This window comes from Bradyrhizobium erythrophlei, from assembly GCF_900142985.1.
Lineage (GTDB): Bacteria > Pseudomonadota > Alphaproteobacteria > Rhizobiales > Xanthobacteraceae > Bradyrhizobium > Bradyrhizobium erythrophlei_B.
The window spans coordinates 4748197-4770032 of record NZ_LT670849.1 but is presented as its reverse complement, the minus strand read 5'-3'; the positions used below and the strand labels follow the sequence as shown (position 1 = coordinate 4770032).

Below are 21836 nucleotides of genomic sequence, written 5' to 3'. Positions count from 1 at the left end.
TTGGATACGTCCTGGAAAGCAATTTCAGCCCGCGCAACGACGCCGCTGATCTGTCTCGTGCTGACGATCCTGTGGGAGGCCGGCACGCGGGCTTTTCATATTCCGGGCTGGATCCTTCCAGCGCCGACCGCCATCTTCGCCATGGCGAAGGAATGGGCGCCGGAACTGCTTTACAACACCTATGTCACGGTGCGGGAAACCATCATCGGGTTCGTGCTGGCGCTCGTCCTGTCGCTGCCGCTCGCGGTTATCATCGCATTCACGAGCACCGCGCGACGGCTGCTTTATCCCATTCTGCTCGGACTACAGTCGGTTCCGAAGGTGGCACTCGCGCCGTTGGTCATTCTGTGGCTGGGAATCGGAAACTGGCCCAAGATCGTTATCGTGGTCCTGGTCTGCTTCTTCCCGATACTCGTAAACGTCGTGGCGGGATTCGAAGCCGTTCCAAAGCCGATGATGGATCTGATGTACTCGCTCCGGGCTTCAAAACTTGCCATCTTTCGCCGCCTGCGCGCCCCGATCGCAATGCCGCATCTCTTCACCGGCTGCAAGATTGCCATCACCTTCGCCGTGATCGGCGCGGTCATCGGCGAGTTTGTGGCAGCGCAGGAGGGATTGGGCTACATGATCCTTGTGTCGACAGCCCAGTCGCAAACCCCTCTGGCGTTTGCGGCGATCCTCCTCCTCACCTTCATCAGTATCGCGCTCTATTATGCGATTGAATTTCTGGAAAAGAAGTTCGTGACCTGGCACCCGTGAGCCGATCCAACGGGCATGCAACCGTCAGTGCGGCTCACAGCCCGAGATAGCTTTCCCTCACCTGCGCCGACCCCAGCATTTCGTTCGCCAACCCATCGGCCACGATAGCCCCGTCCTCCAGGACATACGCATAGTCGGCAATCTCCAGCGTCGAATGCACATCCTGCTCGACCAGACAGATCGTAATGCCACGCCGACGGACTTCGACAATGGTCTCGAACAGCATTTGTGCGGTCGATGGAGCGAGGCCGAGGCTCGGCTCGTCCAGCAGCAGTAATCTCGGGGCCGCCATGAGCCCTCTCGCAATCGCAAGCATCTGCTGTTCGCCGCCAGACAAAGAGCCCGCCCGGACATTCCGCCGCTCACGCAGGCGCGGGAACAACTCATACATTTCGGCGGCGCGGGCATCGGCTCCGGCGTGGGCCCGAGAGGAATAGGCGCCAATTCGTAATGTCTCCTCCACGGTAAAGTCCGGGAAGACGAGGCGCCCCTCCGGAATCAGGACGATGCCTTCCGCAACCCGCAAATGTGTCGGCGTCAGCGTGACATCCTTGCCGGCGAAGGAAATCTGTCCAGAGCTGGCTGATAGTAATCCAGCGACGGTGCGCATCATCGTTGTCTTACCCGCGCCGTTGCTGCCGATCACGGCCGTGATCGAATGTTCCGATACGGAAAACCCGACGTGTTTGAGAACCTGAACCGGTCCATAACCCGCATCGAGATCCCTCACCGAGAGCAATTCGGTCATGATGCGCGCTTTCCGAAATAGGCGGATATCACGCGCTGGTCGACAACGATATCGTTCGGCGCTCCCTCGGCAAGTTTTTCGCCGTGATGCAGCACGACGATTCGGCTGCACAATTTCATCAATGCGCGCATCACGTGTTCGATGACGATCAGCGTGAGGTGGTAGCGCTGATGGACATGCCGTATCATGTCGAGCGCAGCAGCGACCTCCGTCGCGGTCAAGCCCGCCAGCACCTCATCCAGCAGCAACAATCGCGGCCCGGTGGCTATGGCGCGCGCGATTTCAAGCCGCTTGCGTCCGGCGAGGGTCAGTGTTCCAGCCAGATGATCGGCCTGACGGGCGAGACCCAGCTCCTGCAAGATGGCGAAAGACCTCGCCTCGGCAGCGGCGCGCGCGGGTTCGGCTTGATGACCATGCATCGCGGCGACCACGAGGTTCTCCAGTACAGTCAAGCCAACGAAAGGTCGCACGATCTGGAACGTCCGCGCGATTCCAAGGCGGTTGATCTGGTAGGCGGACATCTGATCGATCCGCGCGCCGGCAAACCAGATTTCGCCGTTGGTAACAGGCTGCGTACCCGCGATCAGGCTGAAGGCTGTGGTTTTCCCCGCACCGTTAGCGCCCATTAGGCCAACGATCTCGCCCTCCTCGACGTGCAGGCTGAAATTGCGGATTGCGGAAACGCCGCCGTAGGACTTGCTGACGTCGTCAAGGCGTAAAAGGCTCACCGCGCGCCTCCCCTGCCCCAGGACCGAAGCTTTCCGTAGATGCCTTCCGGCGCGAACAGCACAAAGCCGACCAGAAGCACGCCCAGAATGATCATGTAGAGCTCGGGCGCTCTCGCCCAGAGCAATTCCGATAATGCCACCAGAAACACCGTACCCAACAGCGGGCCGGGAACGTCGTCACTGCCACCGAGAACCGCAATCGTCACGATCGTGAAGGATGTCACCGGACTGAAGGATTGCATCGGCTCGAAATAAGTGAAGCGAAGGCTCATTAGCGCGCCCACCATCCCCGGAACAATGGCCGACAGGCCAAAGATGACAAGCTTGGTCCTGGCGGTATTGACGCCGACGGCTTCGGCCGCGATTTCATCTTCGCGAATAGCGATCAGTCCGGTTCCGAGTCTGGACCGGCGTAATGCATAGAGACCTGTCGTGCTGAGCACGGCCAGAAAGAGCATGGCAACGAACAGTTCGCGCAGGCCTGGCGCGCCGATCAGGAGCCGCCCGTTTCGCCCAAGCGCGGCCTCGATGCTGACGACGATATATTTGACGAATTCGGCCAGGCCGAACGTCAGAATCACGAAGTAAGGCCCGCGCACGCGCAGTGAAGGCCAGCCGAGCAGCAAGGCGACCGCGCCGGCTGCGAGACCGGCTGCGACGACGGAAAGCCATATCGGCAGTGTTTGCCAACCGGCGACCATGACATAGGCCCCGACACCATAAAATACGGCATGGCCCAGCGAGATATATCCGGACAGGCCGGAGAAAGCGGCCCAGCTTTGCACCAGGGCAATCCACATCACCAGCGTCAGCCCGACGCCGACCGCATATTCGTCGCCCCACGTCACGAGCATCGCGCCGGCTGCGACGGCCGCAACCAGCCCGCTGATGAACGGCAGATGCCGACGCGTTTCCGCCCGCTTCATCTGGCTACGACCGCACGGCCAAGCAACCCCTCCGGCTTGACGAGAAGGACCGCGATAAACACGCCGTAGACAAGGATCGACCGAAAGCTCGATGAGATAATGGCCGTGCCGTAGACTTCCACCGCTGCGAGCAGCAGCGCGCCCAATAGCGAACCGAACAGATTGCCCAGACCACCGAGGGTAATGATGACAAAGGCGGAAATCGTGAACGGAAATCCGATGAACGGTGTAATTTCCTGCACCATGCTCACCAGCACGCCGGCTAGCGCCGCCAGCGCAAAGCCAAGGGCGAACACCATGATATTCAACCGATCAATGTCAATTCCCACCAGGGCAGATGCGTCGCGCTGCTGGATCACGGCGCGCACCGCGCTTCCTGCGCGGGTGTATCGAAAAAAGGCCAGACACAGCAGGCAGGCTGACGACGCCACACCAAACAGGATCAGACGGTTGGCCGTCATCGCCACGTTGCCGATGTTGATCACCTGATCCAGGTACACGTAACCCCGTTGGGTAGACGTAAATAACAGCGCCATCACGTTTTGAAAAATGACCGAGACACCAAAGAAGATCAGGAGCGAATTCGCCTCGACGCGCGCGGCAAGCTTCGGCGATCGCAGCAGGCGCCGAAACAGAACGAGGTAAATGAGCATGCCCAGGCACGCCCCGAGAGCGGGCGCGATCAGCATCGATAGCAGCGGGCTGATCCCGAGATGCGTGAAGCTCCAGTAGGTGACATAACCACCGAGCATCACGAATTCGCCGTGAGCGATGTTGAGCAAGCGCATGGTGCCATAGACAAGGTTGAGGCCCATTGCGACGAGCGCATAGAGAGAGGCGAGTGCCAAGGCGGCCGCGAGCAGCTGGCCAGACAGCAGCACGCTCATGCTTGGCACTCGCTACGCATTCAGTTCTGCGACCAGGCAGGCTTCTTGATCATCTTTGCGGTCTCCTCGGATGCCGGCCAGATGATCTGCGCCTCGCCTTTCTGGAATTGCAGATACATCGTGGGCGTGGTGACGTTCTCGACGCCGTTGAACTTCACGGGACCATTGATGGTGTCGAAGGTATCCGAAGCGATCTCCTGTCTCAACTTGTCCTTGTCGAGACCGACCTTCTTGACGGCCTGTTCGAGGACCTCGATCGACATCCAGGCCAGAGCCGAATCCAGATAGTCCGGCGGCTCGTTGAATTTCTTGAAATAGGCATCGTAGAACGGTTTGGCTTTGGGCCACTTTGCCTGCGCCGGCGACCAATGGCCCATGGTGATGGTGCCATCGAGATTGGAGCCGAAGATCTTGGAGAAGAAATGATCGGTCGGCCCGATCAGGACCAGTTGGAACGGCGCATTGATGCCGAGTTCGCGTTCCTGCTTCATGAACAACACCGAATCCGGCGGATAGGACAGCGACAGAATAGCGTCCGGGGCCGCCTGCTTGATCTTGGTGAGTGTCGCCGTCATATCCTTGGTGTCGGGCGCATATTCCTCGTTGACGACGACCTTGAAGCCACCGTCCTTCTCGATCGCGGGCATCAGGTATTTCTTGAATTCCTGCGAAAACGGCAGTTGCAGGGTGTTGATGGCGACCGTCTTGACGCCTGCGGACTTCATCATCTTGACGAGCTCACTCGCAAGATGATCCGGAATGGCCGAGGTCGTAAACCAGATATTGCCCGGCTTGACGTCACGGATCGTGGTCGATGCCGCCGAATTGCCTACGACCGGAAAATGATACTTCTCCAGAATGCCGACGATCGAAAAATGAAAAGGCGTGCCCCACGGCGCGAGCAGCAGATCGACCTTGTCGCTGGTAATCAGCTTCTCATATATCGCCGGCGCCTTGCCGAAATCTGACTGATCGTCATAGACCACAAACTGAACCGGCCGCTTGACGCCGCCGACGTCGATGCCGCCGTCGGCTGCGACCTTGTCCGCCCAAAGCTGATAGGCATTGAGCTGGGTTTGCGCGGCGGGCGCGAAAGGACCGGTTTTCGAGATCGCATAGCCGATCTTGATGGGATCCTCGGCCGACGCCAAGTGGGGTAGTGCTGCCGCAAATATCGCGGCGAGGAGAAGTCTTTTCATCCGGATACCCTCTCGCTTTGGTCGTTAATGCCGCAAAATCCACTCGACAGCCCGCGGCACCCAAGGCCCCTTCGATTCGCCACCGGCATAGCTTGCAGTAAAATGATCTCGCCCCTGGAGCACGAGCCACTCGACTTCGCCGCCGGCGGCGCGCAGCGCGTCCTCCATGCGAACCGACTGGCTCATGAGATGAGGAAAATCTTCACTGCCGTGAGCGATGAAAAATGGGCCAGGTTTGCCGCTGATATTGGTAATCGGACTGGCCGGCCCTTCGCTGCCCGAATCGGGAGGGCCAAGGAAGCGCGGCCTCATCGTGAGTTCGGACTGCGGACCGAAGTCGAACACGCCCGAGATCGGCAAACAGCCGCGCAGCGCGATATCGGAGCGCGTCAGCGCCATGAGGGCTGCATAATGTCCACCGGCCGAATGGCCGCCGACAAAAACCCGCAACGGGTCACCGCCAAATGAGCGCGCATGCCTGGCCACCAAAGCCACTCCCGCGGCGGCGTCATCAAAGCCGGCCGGAAATACATGCTGCGGAGCCAGCCTGTATCCAATGCTTGCGAACGTGATTCCGGCATCCGCGAAGGCCGGCGCCATGAACGCCATCCATTCCTTGTAGCCATTGGTCCACCCGCCCCCGTGAATGAACGCAAGCACCGCGCCATTTGGTTTTTGCGCGTTCCAGATCGTCACGCTCTGGTACGGATCAGGTCCATATGAAAATTCTTTTCCCCCGATGACGGAGGCACCGCGCTTCATCACCTCGTCATGATAGAGGCGTGCGGGCGGCGAAAACGGTTCCTGCGCGGGATAATCTTCAGGACGCATGAGGCTCTCCTGCGTCGAGCATCGCAAAAAGCACCCGCTCGGGGTGGCGGGAAGCCGGCGCAAGCGACGGCCGCATGCCCCCGCTATGCCGTTCATGACGGCCGGCGCGACGGCGCAGATGGGAATTTCGCCGATGCCCTTGGCGCCGAACGGGCCATCCGGCTCCGGATCTTCGATGAGAAGAGCATGGACCTTGGGCGGCACATCAAGTGTCGTCGGTACTTTGTAGTCCATGAGGCTGGGGTTGGCGATCTTGGCGCCATCCCATACGACTTCCTCGCAGAGGGCGAAGCCGAGCCCCTGGACAAAGCCGCCCTGTATCTGTCCCTCGACGGATCCGGGATTGATGGCCTTTCCGACGTCACACGCCGACCATGCTTCATTGACGGTGACCTTGCCGGTCGCCTCATCGACTTCGACGTCGCAAACGATTGCCGAAAATGAGAACACGCCGATCTGCGGAAATGGCACTCCGGTTGCGATGGTCCGCTTCGGATCAATCGTCTGCTGGTCGTACATCACGCTGGCCGACCCCATGATGGGACCGCCAACCGCCCAGTGCGCCCGAAGCGATAGATCCTGGAAACTCAACTCGCGTTCCGGAATGCCGACGATCCCGATCTTGCCGCCCGGACGCAGCGTGAGGTCCGCGGTCGAGCACTCGAAAATATCGGCAGCGTGGGTCTTGAGTTTTTCCTCCACCTCAGCCGCCGCCGCAACGATCGCCCGTCCGACCATATAGGTTACGCGGCTGGCGGTCGTTCCCCAATTGTAAGGCGAACTGTCAGTGTCGGGACTGCCGATGACAACGCGATCGACCGGGATTTCCAGTGAGGCGGCGCACATCTGCGTCAGCACGGTATCCGAGCCCTGTCCGATATCGACGGCCCCGGTGTTCAGAACGATCGTGCCATCTTCGAGGACGCGAACGATCGCAGCCGTCGCCAGCAAGCCGCTGATGTGAGAGGAACAGGCCAAACCAAGACTGCGACGTTTGCCGGGCGCGGCCGGCAGCTTGTCACGGCGATTCCACCCGGAAGATTCACGAACGGCTTTCAGGCAACCTACAAAGCCGTCGGAGTGGACGGGCCCGCCGCCGACCCAGCTGTCACCCTTGCGCGTAGCGTTCTTCAATCGAAGCTCGAGCGGATCCATGCCGATTTTTTCGGCGATCTCGTCGATCTGGATCTCGGTCGCGAACGACACCTGCGGATTGCCGAAACCCCTGAAGGCCCCAAACCGGATCTTGTTGGTGTAATACAGCCGCCCTGCCGCGCGCACATTCGGAATCCGGTATGGCCCACGCGCCATCAGCAACGAAAAGCCCATCACGCCCGGGCTGTCGTCACCATATGCCCCGCAATCGACGACAATATCCACTTCACGTGCGACCAGCGTGCCGTCGCGCTTTGCGCCGGTTTTTGCCCGGATCCGATAAGGGTGCCGGTGGCGGACGATTTCAAAGTCCTCTTCCCTGCTGAGGATGAGCTTGACCGGCCGGCCGCTGTCGATCGCAAGCGCCGCCGTCATCGCCTGAACATGCATTTCCATCTTGTTGCCGAAGCCGCCACCCACCCGAGGGGTCACGCATCGCAACTTTGACATCGAAAGGCTGAGCGCCTCGCAGACGTTGGCCTGGACGCGGAATACGGATTGGTTGGAGGACCACAACGTCACCCGACCGGTCGAATCGATTTCCGCCAGCGCCCCACATGGTTCGATGGCCACGTGCGCCTGCGCTTGCGTCTCGAACTCGCCCTCGACGATGACGTCGCAATCCGACCAGGCGCGCTCGATATCGCCTTCCGCAAAGGAGGTCGACCAGGCCAGATTTCCGCCGCAGTCCGTGTGATGCACGCGAAAATAGGATTCGTTGTCTTCATGAATGACCGGCGCGGACGCCGCCATGGCCTCATCAGGCGTCAAGACCGCTGGCAGCTCCTCGTATTCCACCTCGATCATGCGGGCGGCGCGGCGAGCCGTTTTTTCATCTTCGGCCGCAACAATGCAGACGGGTTCGCCGACGTAGCGAACTTTTCCGGCCGCCAGGACGGTTTCATCCTTGATGAAGGGACCGAACTTCCCGCCCTTGAAATCCGAACCGGTCAAGACGCTGACCACGCCGGGAAGTTGCTTGGCAGCGCGCACATCATAGGATTTGATGCGAGCGTGGGCGTACGGACTGCCAAGGATGGCGCCATACAGCATGCCGGGCCGGTAAAGGTCGGCGATGTAATGCGCCCTGCCCGATACCTTTTCGCGGCTATCCAACCGGGGAATGCTTTGTCCGACCACGCTCACGGGTGCATTCCTTCGTTGGCGCGACAGACGGCCTCGACAATCTTGGTGTAACCGGAACAACGGCACAGGTTGCCGGAAAGCGCCGATCGGACTTCGTCCGGGGTCGGGTGCGGATTTTCGGCCAACAGCGCATGCGCGACCATCAGCATTCCGCCGGTGCAAAATCCGCACTGGACGGCGCCAAAGTCGATGATGGCCTTCTGCAAGGCCGTCAGTGATTTTCCATCCGCCAGCCCTTCGACCGTGGTGATTGATCGGTTCTGGGTCAGGACCGCCAGCGACAGGCACGAGCGAACCGGCTGATCATCGACCAGCACCGTGCAGGCTCCGCAAACTCCCTGGTTGCAGCCACGCTTTGGCCCGGTGAGATGAAGCTCGTCGCGCAACACCTCGAGCAGCGTCTGATCCGAGCCGGCGCGAGCCGCCCGCTGCGAACCGTTCACACATAGTTCGATGAGCTGCGGCCTGCTCATGCGACCTCGGCTTTTTCTGCGTGTTGGATCTGTGAAATCGCCTTCACGAGCAGCCGCGGCAGCACGGTGCGACGATATTCGGCCGATGCACGCACGTCGTCGACGGGGTCGCTGATGGCAACCAGCATACGGCCCGCTTCCGAAATCAGCGAAGGACTCACGGAGGTTCCTTCGAGCAAAGCTTCCGCTTCCCGCAGGCGCAGCGGGGCGGGCCCGCATCCGCCCACCGCCATGCGAATGAACGTGCAGATATCGCCTTCGAACTTCGCCATGATCGCAATCGAAACAATCGCGAAATCACCGGAAACTCGCGCCAGTTTCTCGTAATGGCCGACCGAGCCAAGCGGCGCGGCCGGAACGTTGATCGACGTAACAATTTCGTCGGGAGCAAGCGCGGTGGTGTACCAATCCGTGACGAAGTCGGCGATGGGAAGCGATCGGCTGCCTTCAGGTGAGGCAATGTCGATTATCGCTTCTGCGGCCGTAAGCGCGGCGAGGTAGTCGGCCGCAGGATCCGCAAACGAAATCGACCCGCCCATCGTGCCCATATTGCGGACGACGCGATTGGCGATACGCACCGCGGCAGAAGGCACGACGCGCTGCCCATCCTTGAAGCAAGCCGAAGTCGCGGTGTCGACGTGGCGCGTCATCGCGCCGATTCGAACCCGGCCATCGGCTTCGCGCACGATCCCGGACAGCGCCGGGATCTGCCGCAAGCTGATCAAGGCGGCCGGCTCGACCAGGCCCGCATTCATCATCGCGACGAGCGTGGCGCCCCCGGAGATGCAGCGGGCGCCCTCATGCTGGACCAGAAGTCCAACCGCCTCTTCGATCGTTTGTGGAAGGAAGAGATCCATCGATGTTACTTGTCTACCGCGGCATGTTCAATTTTTTGTCTGAAGGCGACCGCAAAGTCGTGGCCGAGGCTTTCCGCCTTTTTCTTCATGACACCGAGGCCGAATTTGCCGAGGCGACCGACCACCGCGACTTCGGATGAGTAATGCAGTTCGGTGGTCTCGGCATCGAGCGCAGTCAGTCGCAGCACATTCTCCGAAGACAGCGAACTGGCCCTGCCCCCTTCCTCGCCCCGGGAACGAGAGCGCACTTCCTCGAATTCGATTTCAGAGATCACATCGATATCGATCGCGAAGTCCGCCTTGATGGGGCCGAGCTGCACCCGGATTCTGGCCTTGTAATTGGTTGGACTGATGACCTCGACGTCGTGGCATCCTGGCAGGCACGAAGCCACGATGTCCGGGCTGCGAATCGCCTGCCAGACACGATCGCGAGGGGCGGCAATGGAAAAGCGATCCTCGATACGCATATCGATCGCGCCCTAGCGTGCTTCGCGCTCGACCACCATCGCCGGGTCTACGAGACGACCTTTCTCGATCACCACCTCGTTGTCGAGAACAACGGTGCAATCCCGCATCGGCACGTCATAGTGGCCGCGGGTATTTCGCTTGCCGCCGCCCTGGCTATTCGGCCCGGTGGAGAACAGGAAGTTGCCGGGGAAAGTGCGTGCGGCTGCGCGGCTGCGTTCGGGCTCGTCACCGTTGAGCGCAATTCCGTACCACAGCGATTGCGGATTGAGGCCCCAGCCCAAATGCGACACCGCAAAGGGATCGCGATCGTCGGGAGAGGATTTGTTGTCGTTCAACCAGTCCCGCATCAGCTTGGCATCGAGGCCGCCGTCGATCTTGGTGACGAAGCCGTCGCGGATATCGAGGCGAACAGGATCCTGGACGTACCGGCAGTAGGGAAGAATGATGATGTCACCAGGCTGGAAAACGACGGTGCCGTTCGCGGTCCCTTCGTTGGGAAACGTGTGAACATGCCCGGCGCCCCAATGGTCGAAATGGCCGGGTTCGTCGGCATAACCCCACTGACTCATCACCGGATATTCGCCGCAGGTGTACGTGAAATCGGTTCCGGCATCGCTTACGACGTGGACCTTCTTGGTCTGGCTCAGCCGCTTGTGCGCATGTTTGACGGCGTCCTTGAGACCCTTGGGCGACATCAGATGATCGAGATCGTCTGGCGCATCGATGATCATCAGGACGCGCGTGCCGCCATTCATGACCTCCTTGAGCCACTTCGTGAATAATGGAACGTGGAAGATAACAATGATATCGGCGGCGCGAACAGCCTCCAACGTCCCCTTGCACTTGCCGATGGTGGGGACGCCGACCTTGGTCCATGAGGGGACCGAATTGACGCACATCTCATAGACGTCGGCGCCCAATTCATCCGCGGCGGCGAACGCAGCCTGGATATATTCGCGTCGGGTCGTCAGGTCGCTGACCAGCGCGATCGTTTCGCCGCGCTGCACCTTGCAAAGCTCGAACTGCCGCCGATAAAGAAAGGCCAGACCTGCGGGATTTCCCTCGGGCGCGCGAATGGCTGCCTGCAACATTGGTCACCTCCATTGTCCAAACTTGAAAATGTTCTTGATCGAGATCAAAAGCCTTGTGGGCAGAACTGTCAATACCAAATGTCATTCGTTAAACGCCCATTCCTTGACCAGGGACCGGAACCCGCTTGGCGAAGCCGTAGGATTTAGCAATGGCGCAAGTTAAAAAGCCGGCCGTACGCGAAGCGATCCTCGGCGCGGCACATCGCCTGTTTCGCGAACAGAGTTACAACGGCACGACTCTCAGTCAGATCGCCGGTGAGGCCGAGATATCCACGGCGAACCTCTATTCGTATTTTCCTTCGAAGTTCGACATTCTCTATTCCATCTACGACCCCTGGCTTCGAGAGCGCCTCAAGCGACTCGAGATCGAGCTCCTGGCGATACGTAATTCCCGCAAGAGGCTCAAGCATCTGATCGCGGTGATCTGGCGCGATATCCCGGCGGAAGAAAACGCGTTCGCCAACAATATTATTCAGGCCGTTTCGGGTGCGAGCCGCGAGGGATATGACCCGTCGCTGCTGAAGACGGCCGAGAAATCGGTAGCCGAGATGCTTCGCGACATCCTGCCGCCCGATCGCCTGAAGGCCGTCAACGTGAAATCCGTATCGCACATCATCTTCATGGCCTTCGATGGTTTCGCGATGGGGGCCCATGTGAATCGAGGCGCGGCGTGCAGCGACGAAGAAATCGAACTCCTGTGCGATCTGATTTTGGGCAACGAGCGGCGTTCAGCGAGCCAAAACTCGCATTCGCGCCAGTCAACACGGTCCTCGGCGCGGTAAGCCGGATGAAGAACGAGGACTATCTTGTCGACGCGAATGAAGACTACGTCTTCTCCGCGGCCGCAGATCCAAAATCGACATCCTTGGTCTCGGGACCGAGCGCGGCTCCGACGAAGATGAGGACGGCCCCGACCACCACCAGCACCAGCACGGTGTACTTGAAAGGCATAAAGTAGGCGAGCCAGGTCTGATAGAAGACGTAGAACGCGGGCAGAATGATTGCGAGGCTGTAGCCCAGGCCGAAGCCGGATGCCCTGACCGTCGTTCTGAACCGTTCGTTGATATAGACGGTGCCGAGCGCGCCGGGAGCGACGACCAGCACCGTTGTCAACGTCGTCAGGATCATGATGCGTGTCAGATCACCGGGAACCGTGTTCAACAGCAGGTAGTAACAAAGCGTGCCCAGCGTCGCCGTGCAGACGCTTGCGACCAGCAGATAGGTCCGGCGGCCGATGAGCTGGCTGACTACGCCGCCGAGAACGTAGACCACGCTCAGCGCGAGATAGGCGATCACGAGCGCGCTTGTGGTCTCGACGCTTCCCACTTTCATCTGCACGGCAAGCAGACCGGGCATCACCGCAAGCGAGGCGTTGAGAAGCAGCCAGAAGCCGGTCATCACAACGAACACCTGCAAGAAGCTCTTCAGGTTTTCGCCGGTGAACAGCATCTTGATCGGCGAACTAGCGTGCGCGGTCTTGTCCGACTTGCGCCAGATTTCGGATTCCTCGACTGAATTCTGGTAATAATAGGCAAGCGCAAACGCCATGATCGAACCCACGAAGAAGGGAATTCTCCATCCCCACTCCACATAGGGCGAGCCGGGTCCCTTTGCCGGAAACAGCAGCAGCACCGCCAGCGTCACGAGCGAAATGCCAGCCGTCCCCAGCGGCGCTGCGCTCTGGATCACCGCGCCAAACAGACCGCGCTTGTCCTTTGGACAATATTCCATCGCCAGCGGATTGGCGGAGGTGTATTCGCCGCCGAGGAAGATGCCGTCGATCAGACGCAAGCCGATGAAAATCCAGATCACCGCCGGCCCAAGCGTCTCATAGCCAGGCAGGACGGCAATCAGCAGCGTGACGACACCAAAACCCATCACCGAAATGATGGTCGTGCGCTTTCTGCCGATGGTGTCGGCAAAGTGACCGAAGATGAACGCTCCCAACGGCCGGCCGATCAGCGTCGTCGCAAAGATCATTGCGGACGCCACCGCCGCGATGCCGGGCGGCACATCCGCCGGGATAAAGTAGACCATGGCCGGCGCAAGCGCGATGACCGGCAGAAAGATGTCGTAATTGTCGACAAAGAAGCCGACCGCCGCGCCCCAGATCGCGTGGCTTGCCTGGGGACTGAGCGTGTTGTCAGCCGTCTCCAGCGCGCCCGCCGGTTGCTGTGCCATAACATTCATCCTAGCCTCCGTTTGCAGCCGTCCGCTGCATGATGTCGCCGTCGCGCGCGACCGTTATTTCCCTGCGGCCTGAAGTTCGACCAGTTGCTTGCGCGCTTGCTGCGCCAGATAACGGCGCAGCCGGATCACGCCGGCATCGTGCTGATAGAGCATCTCGTATTTCTCGAGGCCCGGCTTGACGCCGGCGAGGATCTCGCGGTCCTGCTCAAGAACGTCCCAGTGACGCGGTTCGAGATTGGTCTTGTAAAGGAAGCGCCAAACGTCGCGCTGCCAGCCGTTCACCTTGCGGACGCGCCAGAAGAACACGCACATTGTATTCTCGTCGATCGGGGTACCGAAACCGACGATCCCGAAATTGCCGCCGGGTCCGCCCGATGGCGGATAGGGAATTTCGAGACGAACATAGAGCGCACCTTTATCGACAAATTCGCTCCAATCGAAGTTCACGTCGCGCTGACCTTCTTTCTCGAAGAAATAGCCATGCGGCGTATCGCGGGTGACGAAATGGGCCTGGGTCTCCCCCTGGAACATGGTGTGGGAGTTGGCATGCAGGAATGTGCCATGCATGGGATCCATGAGATTGTCGAAGGCATAACGCCACGCCATCTCCCAGTCTGCATAGCAGAGGAAGTGCGAGTATTCCGGATCAACCAATTGCTCCGGGGGCTCAAACTCGCTCGCCTCCTGGTGCAGCGCGTCGCCGAACCAGGCGAAGATGGCGCCGGCTATTTCTCGCGACGGATAGGTCTTCACCGCCTTCTTGCCTTCGAGCGGGCAGCCGGGTTGGCCGGGAACCTTCAGCACCTTGCCGTCGGGGCCAACCTCGACGCCGTGGTAATTGCAGCGCAGCCGATCGCCCTCGTTGATGCCGCGCGACAGCGGCACCGCGCGATGAGGACAACGATCGGCCTGCACGTGAATGACGCCGCGCGAGTCGCGCCACAGCACCAGAGATTCGCCGAGCCGGGTCAGGCCGAGCGGCTTGCCGCCGGCTTCGACGAAGCGCGAGGGCAGGATCGGCCACCAGCGATTGCGCAAGCCGGTGAGCAGATAGGCCTGGACCTGCTGATCGGTGGGCGCGGGTGTATTGGCGGTACGGTCGAGTGTTGCAACGCTCATGGTCAGGCTCCCAGTTCTTTCATGACCGCGGTGAAATTGGCTTCGGTCCAGTCGCCGCCGTTCGGCGGGCGAACGCGCGAGGCGTTCAGGCCGGCGACAAGTTCATCGAGCTCGCGCGCGCCCTTGCTGAAAATGCCCTCGATCGCGTTGGCGAGTTCCTGCTGCCACGCGGTCGGCGGCTGAGTCCGGGTCTGATGCGGACTGAGGTAGGGAAATCGGTATTCCATGCTGTCCTCCCAAACGATCGGGTTCATCTCAGGTCGTTCAAAAACTCCGCCACGCCGCCATCGCGGCGATGCCGTCAAATATCAAGAATGAGGCGCGAGCCGGCCTTGGCCCGCGACACGCATGTCATCATGGTCTCGTTTGCGGCGCGCTCGACCGACGACAGGATGCTGTCGCGATGGTCGACTTCGCCGGAAACCACCCGCGTCTCGCAGGTTCCGCAAATTCCTTGCTGGCATGAGCAGGGAACCTCGATGCCGGCCTCGTTGAGAATATCGAGAACGCTGCGATCTTCGGGCACGGTGAGCGTCAAGCCAGAGAGATTGCAGACCACCTCGAAGCTGCCCGCGGCATCATCAGCCGGCCGGCTGCGCGGCGCGAACCATTCGAAATGCACGGTGCCTTCCGGCCAGGCGGCAGTCGCCTCCTCTACCGCGGTCATCAGCCGCTCAGGCCCGCAACAATAGATCATGGCGCCGTCCTGCATCGCAGCCAGCTTGCTTGCGACATCGAGCCGCGTGCCGGCCTCCGAACTGTGCAAGGAAACCTCGCCGCCGAGCGCGCGGATCTCGTCAAGAAACGGCGCCTCGCCGTCTCGCTTGTTGCAATAGAGCAATGTCCACGGCCTGCCGCGCTCGCGCGCTTCCCGCATCATCGGAATCAGCGGCGTGATTCCGATGCCACCGGCAACGAAAATGTAACGCTGCGCGTCTTCAAGCGGAAAATTGTTGCGCGGCGCGCTGACGGTCACGAGTTCGCCGGGGCGCAGCTTGCGGTGCACGAAGGTCGACGACAGCCCGCCGCTGACCGCGCGAATGCCGAGCCGGTAGTGCGAGCGATCCGATGGATCGCCGCACAGCGAATATTGCCGCAACGTGCCATCCGGCAGGCGAAGATCGACATGCGCGCCGGGCTCGAAGGGCGGCAACATGGCGCCGTCGGCAGAAGAGAGTTCGAGCGACAGCACGCCGGGCGCTTCCCAACGCATGGCGCGCACGCGGGCCTGAATGCTCGATGGCGCGGCGGCATTCGATGCGCTCGCGCCGAGTTTTGCAGGCGGGATCATTTCTGCGACGTCCGACATCTCACTCTCCCTTCACACCGCGATCGCGGCCCACGGATGCGGCCGGTTGCCAAGATCGCAATAAAGCGATTTCTGTGCCATCCAGGCGCGAATGCCGTCGCGGCCCTTCTCCCGCCCGACGCCGCTCTCCTTGGTGCCGCCGAACGGCGTCGATATCGAGAACTGCTTGTAGGTGTTGATCCAGACGGTGCCGGCATCGATGCCGCGCGCCACCCGCCAGGCTTTTGGAAAATCCCGCGTGTAGATCCCGCAAGCGAGTCCATAGGCGTTGTCGTTGGACTGCCGGATCAATTCGGCTTCGTCGTCGAACGGCAGCACGGCGAGCACGGGCCCGAAAACCTCCTCGCGGCACAGCGCCGCTTGGTTGTCGAGATCAGCGACAATGGTGGGCCTGTAATAGGTACCCTGCTGATAGTCGGCTCCTATCGGCCGCTCGCCGCCGGTCAGGACACGGCCGCCATCGGCGCGCGCGCGGGCAACATGGGCCTCGATTTCGTCGCGGTGGCGCGGCCTGATCAGCGGCGCAACTTGCGTGGCCTTGTCGAAGGGATGGCCGATCCGCAAGCGCTCGGTCGCAGCGACGAGCTTCGCCACAAAGGCTTGGTAGATGCTGCGTTCGACGAACAGCCGTGAGCCGGCGATGCAGGACTGTCCCGTCGAGGAGAAGATGCCGAACAGAACGCCGGCGCAGGCGATATCGAGATCGGCATCGGCGAATACGATGGTCGGCGACTTGCCGCCGAGTTCGAGCGACACCGTCATCAACTTGTCGGCCGCCTTGCGCGCGAGCCCGCGGCCGGTTTCGGTGCCGCCGGTGAATGAAACCTTCTTGATGGCGGGATGCTGCACCAGCCGGTCGCCGACGATCGCGCCCGCGCCGGGCAGCGTCGAGAACAGTCCCCGCGGCAGGCCCGCTTCATCGATGATGCGCGCAAGCTCTAGAGAGACCAGCGGGCTCCATGACGACGGCTTGAGCAGGATCGCGTTGCCGGCGGCGAGTGCCGGCGCCACTTTCTGCGCATCGGACGCGATCGGCGAGTTCCACGGCGTGATCCCGGCGGTAACGCCGAGCGGTTCGTGTACCGAGAACGTCAGATATTGTCCACGCGACGGCGTGATCGCCTCTTCCATGGTCTCGAGCGCCGCCGCCATGTAGCGGAAGGTGCCGGACGCGCTCATCGCGAGCGCATAGGTTTCGGTCAGCGTCTTGCCGGTGTCGCGCGACTGCACCTGCGAGATGCGTTCGGCGTTTTTCGCGATACCCTCGGCGATACGATAGAGAAACGTCGCGCGCTCATGCGGAAGCAGCCTTCGCCAGGCCGGATCGTTGGCGGCGTCCTCGGCGCGCTCGATCGCAAGATCGACATCCTCGATCGAGGCGCCGGACAGACGGGCATTCAGCGATCCGTCGGCAGGGAAATTCGAAACGATTTCGGCGCCACGGCCACGCCGCCACTCGCCACCGATATAAAGTCTGTTCTGCGTCTCCATGACGTTTGTCATCCGCACGTTCCTAGATCACAAGATTGCCGGCGCGGTTGAGAAGTTCGCGCCGCGTCGACAGCGCGACGTCCGCGATCCCTCCGGCTCCAATGATACCGAGACGCCGCAGCATCACGTGCGCCCCCCCGCTGCGCCCGCCGGCGGACCGGCGAAGCTTTGCCGGAACGGCCCGATCGCAACCATGTCGATTTGGATCAAACAGGGTCCGGGCATGGCGATCGCGCGGTCGAGCGCGGCGTCGATGTCCTCGATCCGCTGCACCCGTTCGTGCGGAAGGCCGACAGCCTTGCAGATGAGAGAGAAGTCCGGCGTCAGGATGTTGGAGTAAACCTTGCGCCCGCCATACTGCGCATCCTGGATGTTGCGGATGACGCCGTAGCCCTGGTCGTTCATCAGCACGAAAACCATGTTCGCTTCCATCTCGACGGCCGTGGCCAACTCGCCCAGCATCAGTTGCGAGCCACCGTCGCCGAGCAGCGTGATGGTCTTGGCGGTAACGCCGGCCATTGCCGCGCCAATGCCCATCGCGATGCCCTGACCGATACCGCCGCCGAGCGCGTGGACGCCGAGATGCGGCGCGGCAAGGCGAACATAACGATTGCCGAACGTGCTGTTCGAGATCGTGACGTCGCGCACCCAGGGATGGCCGTTGCCGCTGACGCGCTGGCTCAGCGTGTCGGCGAGCGCGGCATAGGGACCGAGATTGTCACGCAGCGCAGCCTCCGACTGGCCGCGGGCCGGAGCAATCTCCGAAAGAAATGCTGCGTCCGTCTCTAGCTTCTTCGGCAGCCGCTCGAGCAGGCCTTCGAGCACCAGATTTGCATCGCCGCAGATGAATTGCTCGACTGGATAGTTACGCCCGGCTTGCAACGAATCCGCATCGACCTGAATCAGCGGCGGCAATGTCATGCGATTGTTCTTGGTCTCGTTGCCGCGCAGCCGCGAGCCGATCACGATCATCAGATCGGATCGGGCATAGATCGCCTCCGCATCGCGGGTCATGTTGAAAGCGCCGAGATTGCGCGGATGACCTTCCGGCACGACCGCGCGTCCGTTGGTGCTCGTCACCGCGCCAAAGCCGCGATCGACGAGCTCAAGTGCTGCCGCCGCGGCGCCACGCGATCCGCCGCCGAGCCAGAGCAGCGGACGTCGTGCTTGCCGCACGCGCGCCGCCAGCGCATCGAGCTCGGACGGCTCCGGCATCACGCGCGGGACGTCCGTCAGCTTGCCAAGCTCGCGCCGGCGCACCTTCAGCCGTTGCACATCGACCGGAATCTCGAGCGCGACCGGCCCCGCGGGTGCCGTCAAAGCCTGACGCACAGCCGAAAGCAGCGTGCCGATCGCAGCCGCGGGCTCCCAAATGCGCAAGTACGCCTTGCTGATGGCCTTCAGCATATCGGGCTGCCTCGGCACGTCGTGGATCGCGGCACGGTCGCGATCGGCGAACTCGCGATCGACCTGGGTCGTGATGTGCAGCACCGGAGACCCCGCGGTGAGCGCTTCGACCTGGGATCCCGCCGCATTGCCCGCAGCTGTTCCGGTCGAGGTGATGCAGACGCCGAGCGAGCGCGAGACGCGCGCATAGGCGTCCGCCATGTTCATGGCGCCCGCCTCGCCGCGGGCCGGCACGAAACGAATGCGCCCATGACGCCCGATCGCATCGAGGATCGGCATGTTGTGGATCGAGATCACGCCGAACACCGTGGTGACGCCGAGATCGGCCAGCGCGCGGGCGATCGCATCGCCGACCGCTTCTTCATGCGATGCGGCGTCGGAGGGGGCGATACGCTCTTTGGCGAGGGAGATGTTCATGACCATGATCCGTTAGATGTATCGGGACACGCCGCCCGAAATCTCGAGACTGGCGCCAGTGATGTAGCTTGCGGCGGGCGAGCCGAGGAAAACGATAGCGCGCGCCGGCTCGTCCGGTGTGCCGAGGCGTCCAAGCGGGATGCGCTTTTCGCGCGCGAGGCCGGCGAACCAGTCTTCACGCGACTGGGTCTTGTCGGCCCGCGCCTCGAAGCGCCGCTGCCATTGGCCGGAGTCGACGAGACCGAGCAAAATGGTGTTGACGCGGATCCGGGGTGCAAACTCGCTTGCCAGCGATTTCAGCAAATTCTGTACGCCGGCGCGCGCCGCCGATGTGCAAACCATGTGTGCTTCCGGCTGCAGCGCGAGCAGCGAATTGACGCCCACAATGGCCGGCGCGTCACTTGCATCGAGTAGCGGCTTGAAGGCGCGGATCGGCAGGATCTGGCTGAAAAACTTCAGATCGAATTCTTCGCGCCACTGTGCGTCGGTGGTGGATTCGAAGGTGGACACGCGCCCCTGCCCGGCATTGTTGACGAGCAGGTCGACGCGGCCGCCGCTCCAGGCTGCAACGTTGCGGGCAAATGTGGCGACCGCTTCAGTGTCGAGCACGTCGCAGGTCTTCGCCAGCACGCACCCCGACTTGATGTCTTCGAGTTTCGCCCTGGCGCGCGCGAGCCGTTCCTCGTTGCGTCCGCAGATCGCGACGCGTGCGCCTGCTTCCACGAGCAGCTGCGCGGTCGCAAGACCGATCCCCGAGCTTCCGCCGGTGACGACTGCGATGCGGTTGGCAAGTTTCAGGTCCACGGTCCTCTCCTCACGCCAGGCTTCGTCGTGGCGTTGTGCGATCGGTCGCCGTCTCGGAATGGCCGCGCCAGCCGAGCCGCTGCGAAATTTCGGCCGCCGCATCCCCCACACTTGTTGCGATCTGCGACCGGCGGCTGGCGCCGGCGAAATCGGTCGCATGACCGCTGACATTGATGGCGGCAACCGGCGCGCCGGTCGCATCGAAAATCGCCGCCGCGACCGAGCTGATGTCGGCTTCGTAATTGCCATCGCTCCAGGCCAGTCCCGCCGCGCGGTCGGCGTCGAGCTGGGCGTGCAATTGCACCAGTGTCACCGCCGTATGCGATGTGACCGGTGCGAGGGTTGCTCCTGCGTAGAGACGATCGACCTGAGCCGCCGGCAGATTGGCGAGAATGATGCGGCCCATATTGGCTGCGTGAGCCGGCAGCCGGCTGCCGATGCGGATATTGCTCGCAAACACATAATTCGGCACGCGCCGCACCAGATAGACGATCTCAAGCCCATCGAGCACGCCGAGATGCGCCGACAGGCCGAGCGCATCGGCAAGCCGGGTCAGGACCGGAACCGACGTCTGCACCAGATCCTCGGAGAAGAACGCTTGCGCGGCGAGACCAATCAGTCCAACGCCGATGCGCCAGCCGTTGCCGCCGGGACGCGGTTCGATGAAACGCTCGGCGCTCAGGGTATGGAGCAGGCGCACAAGCGTCGTGCGGTTGATGCCAAGCGCCCTCGCCGTTTCCGACATATTGGTGACCGCATCGCCTTCGGCGATGTAGCGCAGCAGACGCGCGGCGCGCTGCACCGGCGGCGACGCATAGAGATCGTCGCCTTCGGTCTCTGCATCGCTCTTTGGTAGCTTAGGCATGGGCATTGTCTCCGACAAAGGCGGCCAACAAACGCGCGACCACGGCGGGTTCTTCCTGCGGCAAGGCGTGGCCCGATCCGGCGATCTCGTGATACGTCGTCTTTCCGCGCAGGGCGTCCCGTGCGGCTTTCGCGTTATCGGGCGGCGTGATCAGGTCCTTCGAGCCGACCGCGACAAGGGACGGCACTGAGACCGCGGCGAGATCGGCGAGCATGTCGCCCGCGCCGAGCGCGCGAACGGCCTGCGCATAGCCTTGCGGATGCACCGCCGCCATGGCGCGCTCGACGGCGGCCAGGACATGCGGCTTTTGCGCTGGATCGCCGACCAGCCGCGCCGCGCGCTTCGCTGCGAACGCTTGCCCACCGAGCGTATTGAGTTCATCGATGCGCTGCTGCACGGCTGGCGGCAACGGCTCGTGCGCCGGCACACGATAGCCGAGCGCAGGCGACAGTAGCGCGAGCGCGGAAACCCGTTCGGGATAGTTGGCGGCAAAGCTGGCGGCAAACAACGAGCCCAGGGAATGGCCGACGAGAACGGCACGCGAGATGCCGAGCCTGTCCATGACAGCGGCGAGCGCGGCGGCATAGTCACGCGGCGCCGGAGAATCCTTGGCAAGCGGCTTCGATTGTCCGTAACCCGGCGCGTTCCAGGCGATCGTCTCGATCGACGGCGGCAGCGCCTGCACCAAGGGCTCGAAGCTGCGCGCGTTGCTGCCGACGCCATGGAGCAGCACGAACGCGCAGCGTTGCGCTTCGCCGCGACGGCGAAAGACCTCAACTCCCTCGGCAAGCTCACGCACGGATGTCACGACCGCTTCCCCGACTGTTCAAATATGAACTTTATGTTCAATTATGCTCAGGAAAACCTCATGACGGCTGCTTGTCAATAGGTAAATGAAAATTAGCAGCTAGATACCGCTGAACCGGGGTCGGTTCGCGGATCTCGAAAAAGGCCTTGCCGATTTCA

21 protein-coding genes are annotated in these 21836 nt (G+C 61.9%); 2 read left to right on the top strand and 19 right to left on the bottom strand.

Features of this window, described 5'->3' with window-relative positions:
* On the top strand, nt 1-759 hold the full coding sequence (locus BUA38_RS22620) for an ABC transporter permease (RefSeq protein WP_072821346.1): 759 nt from the start codon (nt 1-3) through the stop codon (nt 757-759).
* 34 nt (nt 760-793) lie between these two features.
* Here BUA38_RS22620 and BUA38_RS22615 read toward each other — a convergent pair whose 3' ends face one another.
* The 10 genes from BUA38_RS22615 to BUA38_RS22565 are packed head-to-tail and all read right to left on the bottom strand — an operon-like array spanning nt 794 to nt 11268.
* On the bottom strand, nt 794-1507 hold the full coding sequence (locus BUA38_RS22615) for an ABC transporter ATP-binding protein (RefSeq protein ID WP_072821344.1): 714 nt from the start codon (nt 1505-1507) through the stop codon (nt 794-796).
* A complete protein-coding gene (locus tag BUA38_RS22610; protein ID WP_072821342.1) occupies nt 1504-2235 on the bottom strand; it encodes an ABC transporter ATP-binding protein in 732 nt (243 codons plus the stop codon). The genes BUA38_RS22615 and BUA38_RS22610 overlap by 4 nt, the downstream gene beginning before the upstream one ends.
* Nucleotides 2232-3161, bottom strand: coding sequence for a branched-chain amino acid ABC transporter permease (locus tag BUA38_RS22605; RefSeq protein ID WP_072821340.1), 930 nt, complete (start codon nt 3159-3161; stop codon nt 2232-2234). The genes BUA38_RS22610 and BUA38_RS22605 overlap by 4 nt, the downstream gene beginning before the upstream one ends.
* Nucleotides 3158-4048 (bottom strand): branched-chain amino acid ABC transporter permease, encoded by an 891-nt coding sequence (locus BUA38_RS22600; RefSeq protein ID WP_072821338.1) that lies wholly within the window; start codon nt 4046-4048, stop codon nt 3158-3160. Before BUA38_RS22600 ends, BUA38_RS22605 begins: the two co-directional genes overlap by 4 nt.
* A 20-nt stretch (nt 4049-4068) precedes the next feature.
* A complete protein-coding gene (locus tag BUA38_RS22595) occupies nt 4069-5247 on the bottom strand; it encodes an amino acid ABC transporter substrate-binding protein (protein WP_083587703.1) in 1179 nt (392 codons plus the stop codon).
* Nucleotides 5248-5271: 24 nt separating this feature from the next.
* Complete coding sequence (locus tag BUA38_RS22585) at nt 5272-8379, bottom strand: molybdopterin cofactor-binding domain-containing protein (protein ID WP_197685872.1); 3108 nt, start codon at nt 8377-8379, stop codon at nt 5272-5274.
* Nucleotides 8376-8852 carry a (2Fe-2S)-binding protein gene (locus tag BUA38_RS22580; RefSeq protein ID WP_072821332.1) on the bottom strand — a complete coding sequence of 159 codons (477 nt, stop codon included), beginning with the start codon at nt 8850-8852 and terminating at the stop codon, nt 8376-8378. Before BUA38_RS22580 ends, BUA38_RS22585 begins: the two co-directional genes overlap by 4 nt.
* Nucleotides 8849-9709, bottom strand: a complete 861-nt coding sequence (locus BUA38_RS22575) for an FAD binding domain-containing protein (protein WP_072821330.1) — start codon at nt 9707-9709, stop codon at nt 8849-8851. Before BUA38_RS22575 ends, BUA38_RS22580 begins: the two co-directional genes overlap by 4 nt.
* Nucleotides 9710-9714: 5 nt before the next feature.
* Nucleotides 9715-10176, bottom strand: a complete 462-nt coding sequence (locus BUA38_RS22570; RefSeq protein WP_072821328.1) for a CoxG family protein — start codon at nt 10174-10176, stop codon at nt 9715-9717.
* A 12-nt stretch (nt 10177-10188) separates the two neighbouring features.
* A complete protein-coding gene (locus tag BUA38_RS22565; protein ID WP_072821326.1) occupies nt 10189-11268 on the bottom strand; it encodes a hypothetical protein in 1080 nt (359 codons plus the stop codon).
* Nucleotides 11269-11417: 149 nt separating this feature from the next.
* Between BUA38_RS22565 and BUA38_RS22560 the strand changes: the two genes are divergently transcribed.
* Nucleotides 11418-12050 carry a TetR/AcrR family transcriptional regulator gene (locus tag BUA38_RS22560; RefSeq protein ID WP_072821324.1) on the top strand — a complete coding sequence of 211 codons (633 nt, stop codon included), beginning with the start codon at nt 11418-11420 and terminating at the stop codon, nt 12048-12050.
* 43 nt (nt 12051-12093) lie between these two features.
* Here BUA38_RS22560 and BUA38_RS22555 read toward each other — a convergent pair whose 3' ends face one another.
* The 9 genes from BUA38_RS22555 to BUA38_RS22515 all read right to left on the bottom strand — a co-directional run bounded on the left by BUA38_RS22555 (nt 12094) and on the right by BUA38_RS22515 (nt 21678).
* Nucleotides 12094-13458 (bottom strand): MFS transporter, encoded by a 1365-nt coding sequence (locus BUA38_RS22555; RefSeq protein ID WP_072821322.1) that lies wholly within the window; start codon nt 13456-13458, stop codon nt 12094-12096.
* A gap of 54 nt (nt 13459-13512) precedes the next feature.
* Nucleotides 13513-14577 (bottom strand): aromatic ring-hydroxylating oxygenase subunit alpha, encoded by a 1065-nt coding sequence (locus tag BUA38_RS22550; RefSeq protein WP_072821320.1) that lies wholly within the window; start codon nt 14575-14577, stop codon nt 13513-13515.
* Nucleotides 14578-14579: 2 nt separating this feature from the next.
* Nucleotides 14580-14804, bottom strand: coding sequence for a recombinase-like helix-turn-helix domain-containing protein (locus BUA38_RS22545; protein WP_072826332.1), 225 nt, complete (start codon nt 14802-14804; stop codon nt 14580-14582).
* Nucleotides 14805-14878: 74 nt separating this feature from the next.
* Entirely contained in the window at nt 14879-15886 is a 1008-nt protein-coding gene (locus tag BUA38_RS22540) for a PDR/VanB family oxidoreductase (protein WP_197685871.1), read from the bottom strand.
* A gap of 12 nt (nt 15887-15898) precedes the next feature.
* Entirely contained in the window at nt 15899-17389 is a 1491-nt protein-coding gene (locus BUA38_RS22535) for an aldehyde dehydrogenase (protein WP_072821318.1), read from the bottom strand.
* A 111-nt stretch (nt 17390-17500) separates the two neighbouring features.
* Complete coding sequence (locus tag BUA38_RS22530; RefSeq protein ID WP_072826330.1) at nt 17501-19201, bottom strand: thiamine pyrophosphate-binding protein; 1701 nt, start codon at nt 19199-19201, stop codon at nt 17501-17503.
* A 12-nt stretch (nt 19202-19213) separates the two neighbouring features.
* Nucleotides 19214-20005: an SDR family oxidoreductase gene (locus BUA38_RS22525; protein WP_072826329.1), complete on the bottom strand. Its 792-nt coding sequence runs from the start codon at nt 20003-20005 to the stop codon at nt 19214-19216.
* A gap of 10 nt (nt 20006-20015) precedes the next feature.
* Nucleotides 20016-20870 carry an IclR family transcriptional regulator gene (locus BUA38_RS22520; protein WP_072821316.1) on the bottom strand — a complete coding sequence of 285 codons (855 nt, stop codon included), beginning with the start codon at nt 20868-20870 and terminating at the stop codon, nt 20016-20018.
* On the bottom strand, nt 20863-21678 hold the full coding sequence (locus BUA38_RS22515) for an alpha/beta fold hydrolase (protein WP_072821314.1): 816 nt from the start codon (nt 21676-21678) through the stop codon (nt 20863-20865). The genes BUA38_RS22520 and BUA38_RS22515 overlap by 8 nt, the downstream gene beginning before the upstream one ends.
* Between the last annotated feature and the right edge of the window lie 158 nt (nt 21679-21836).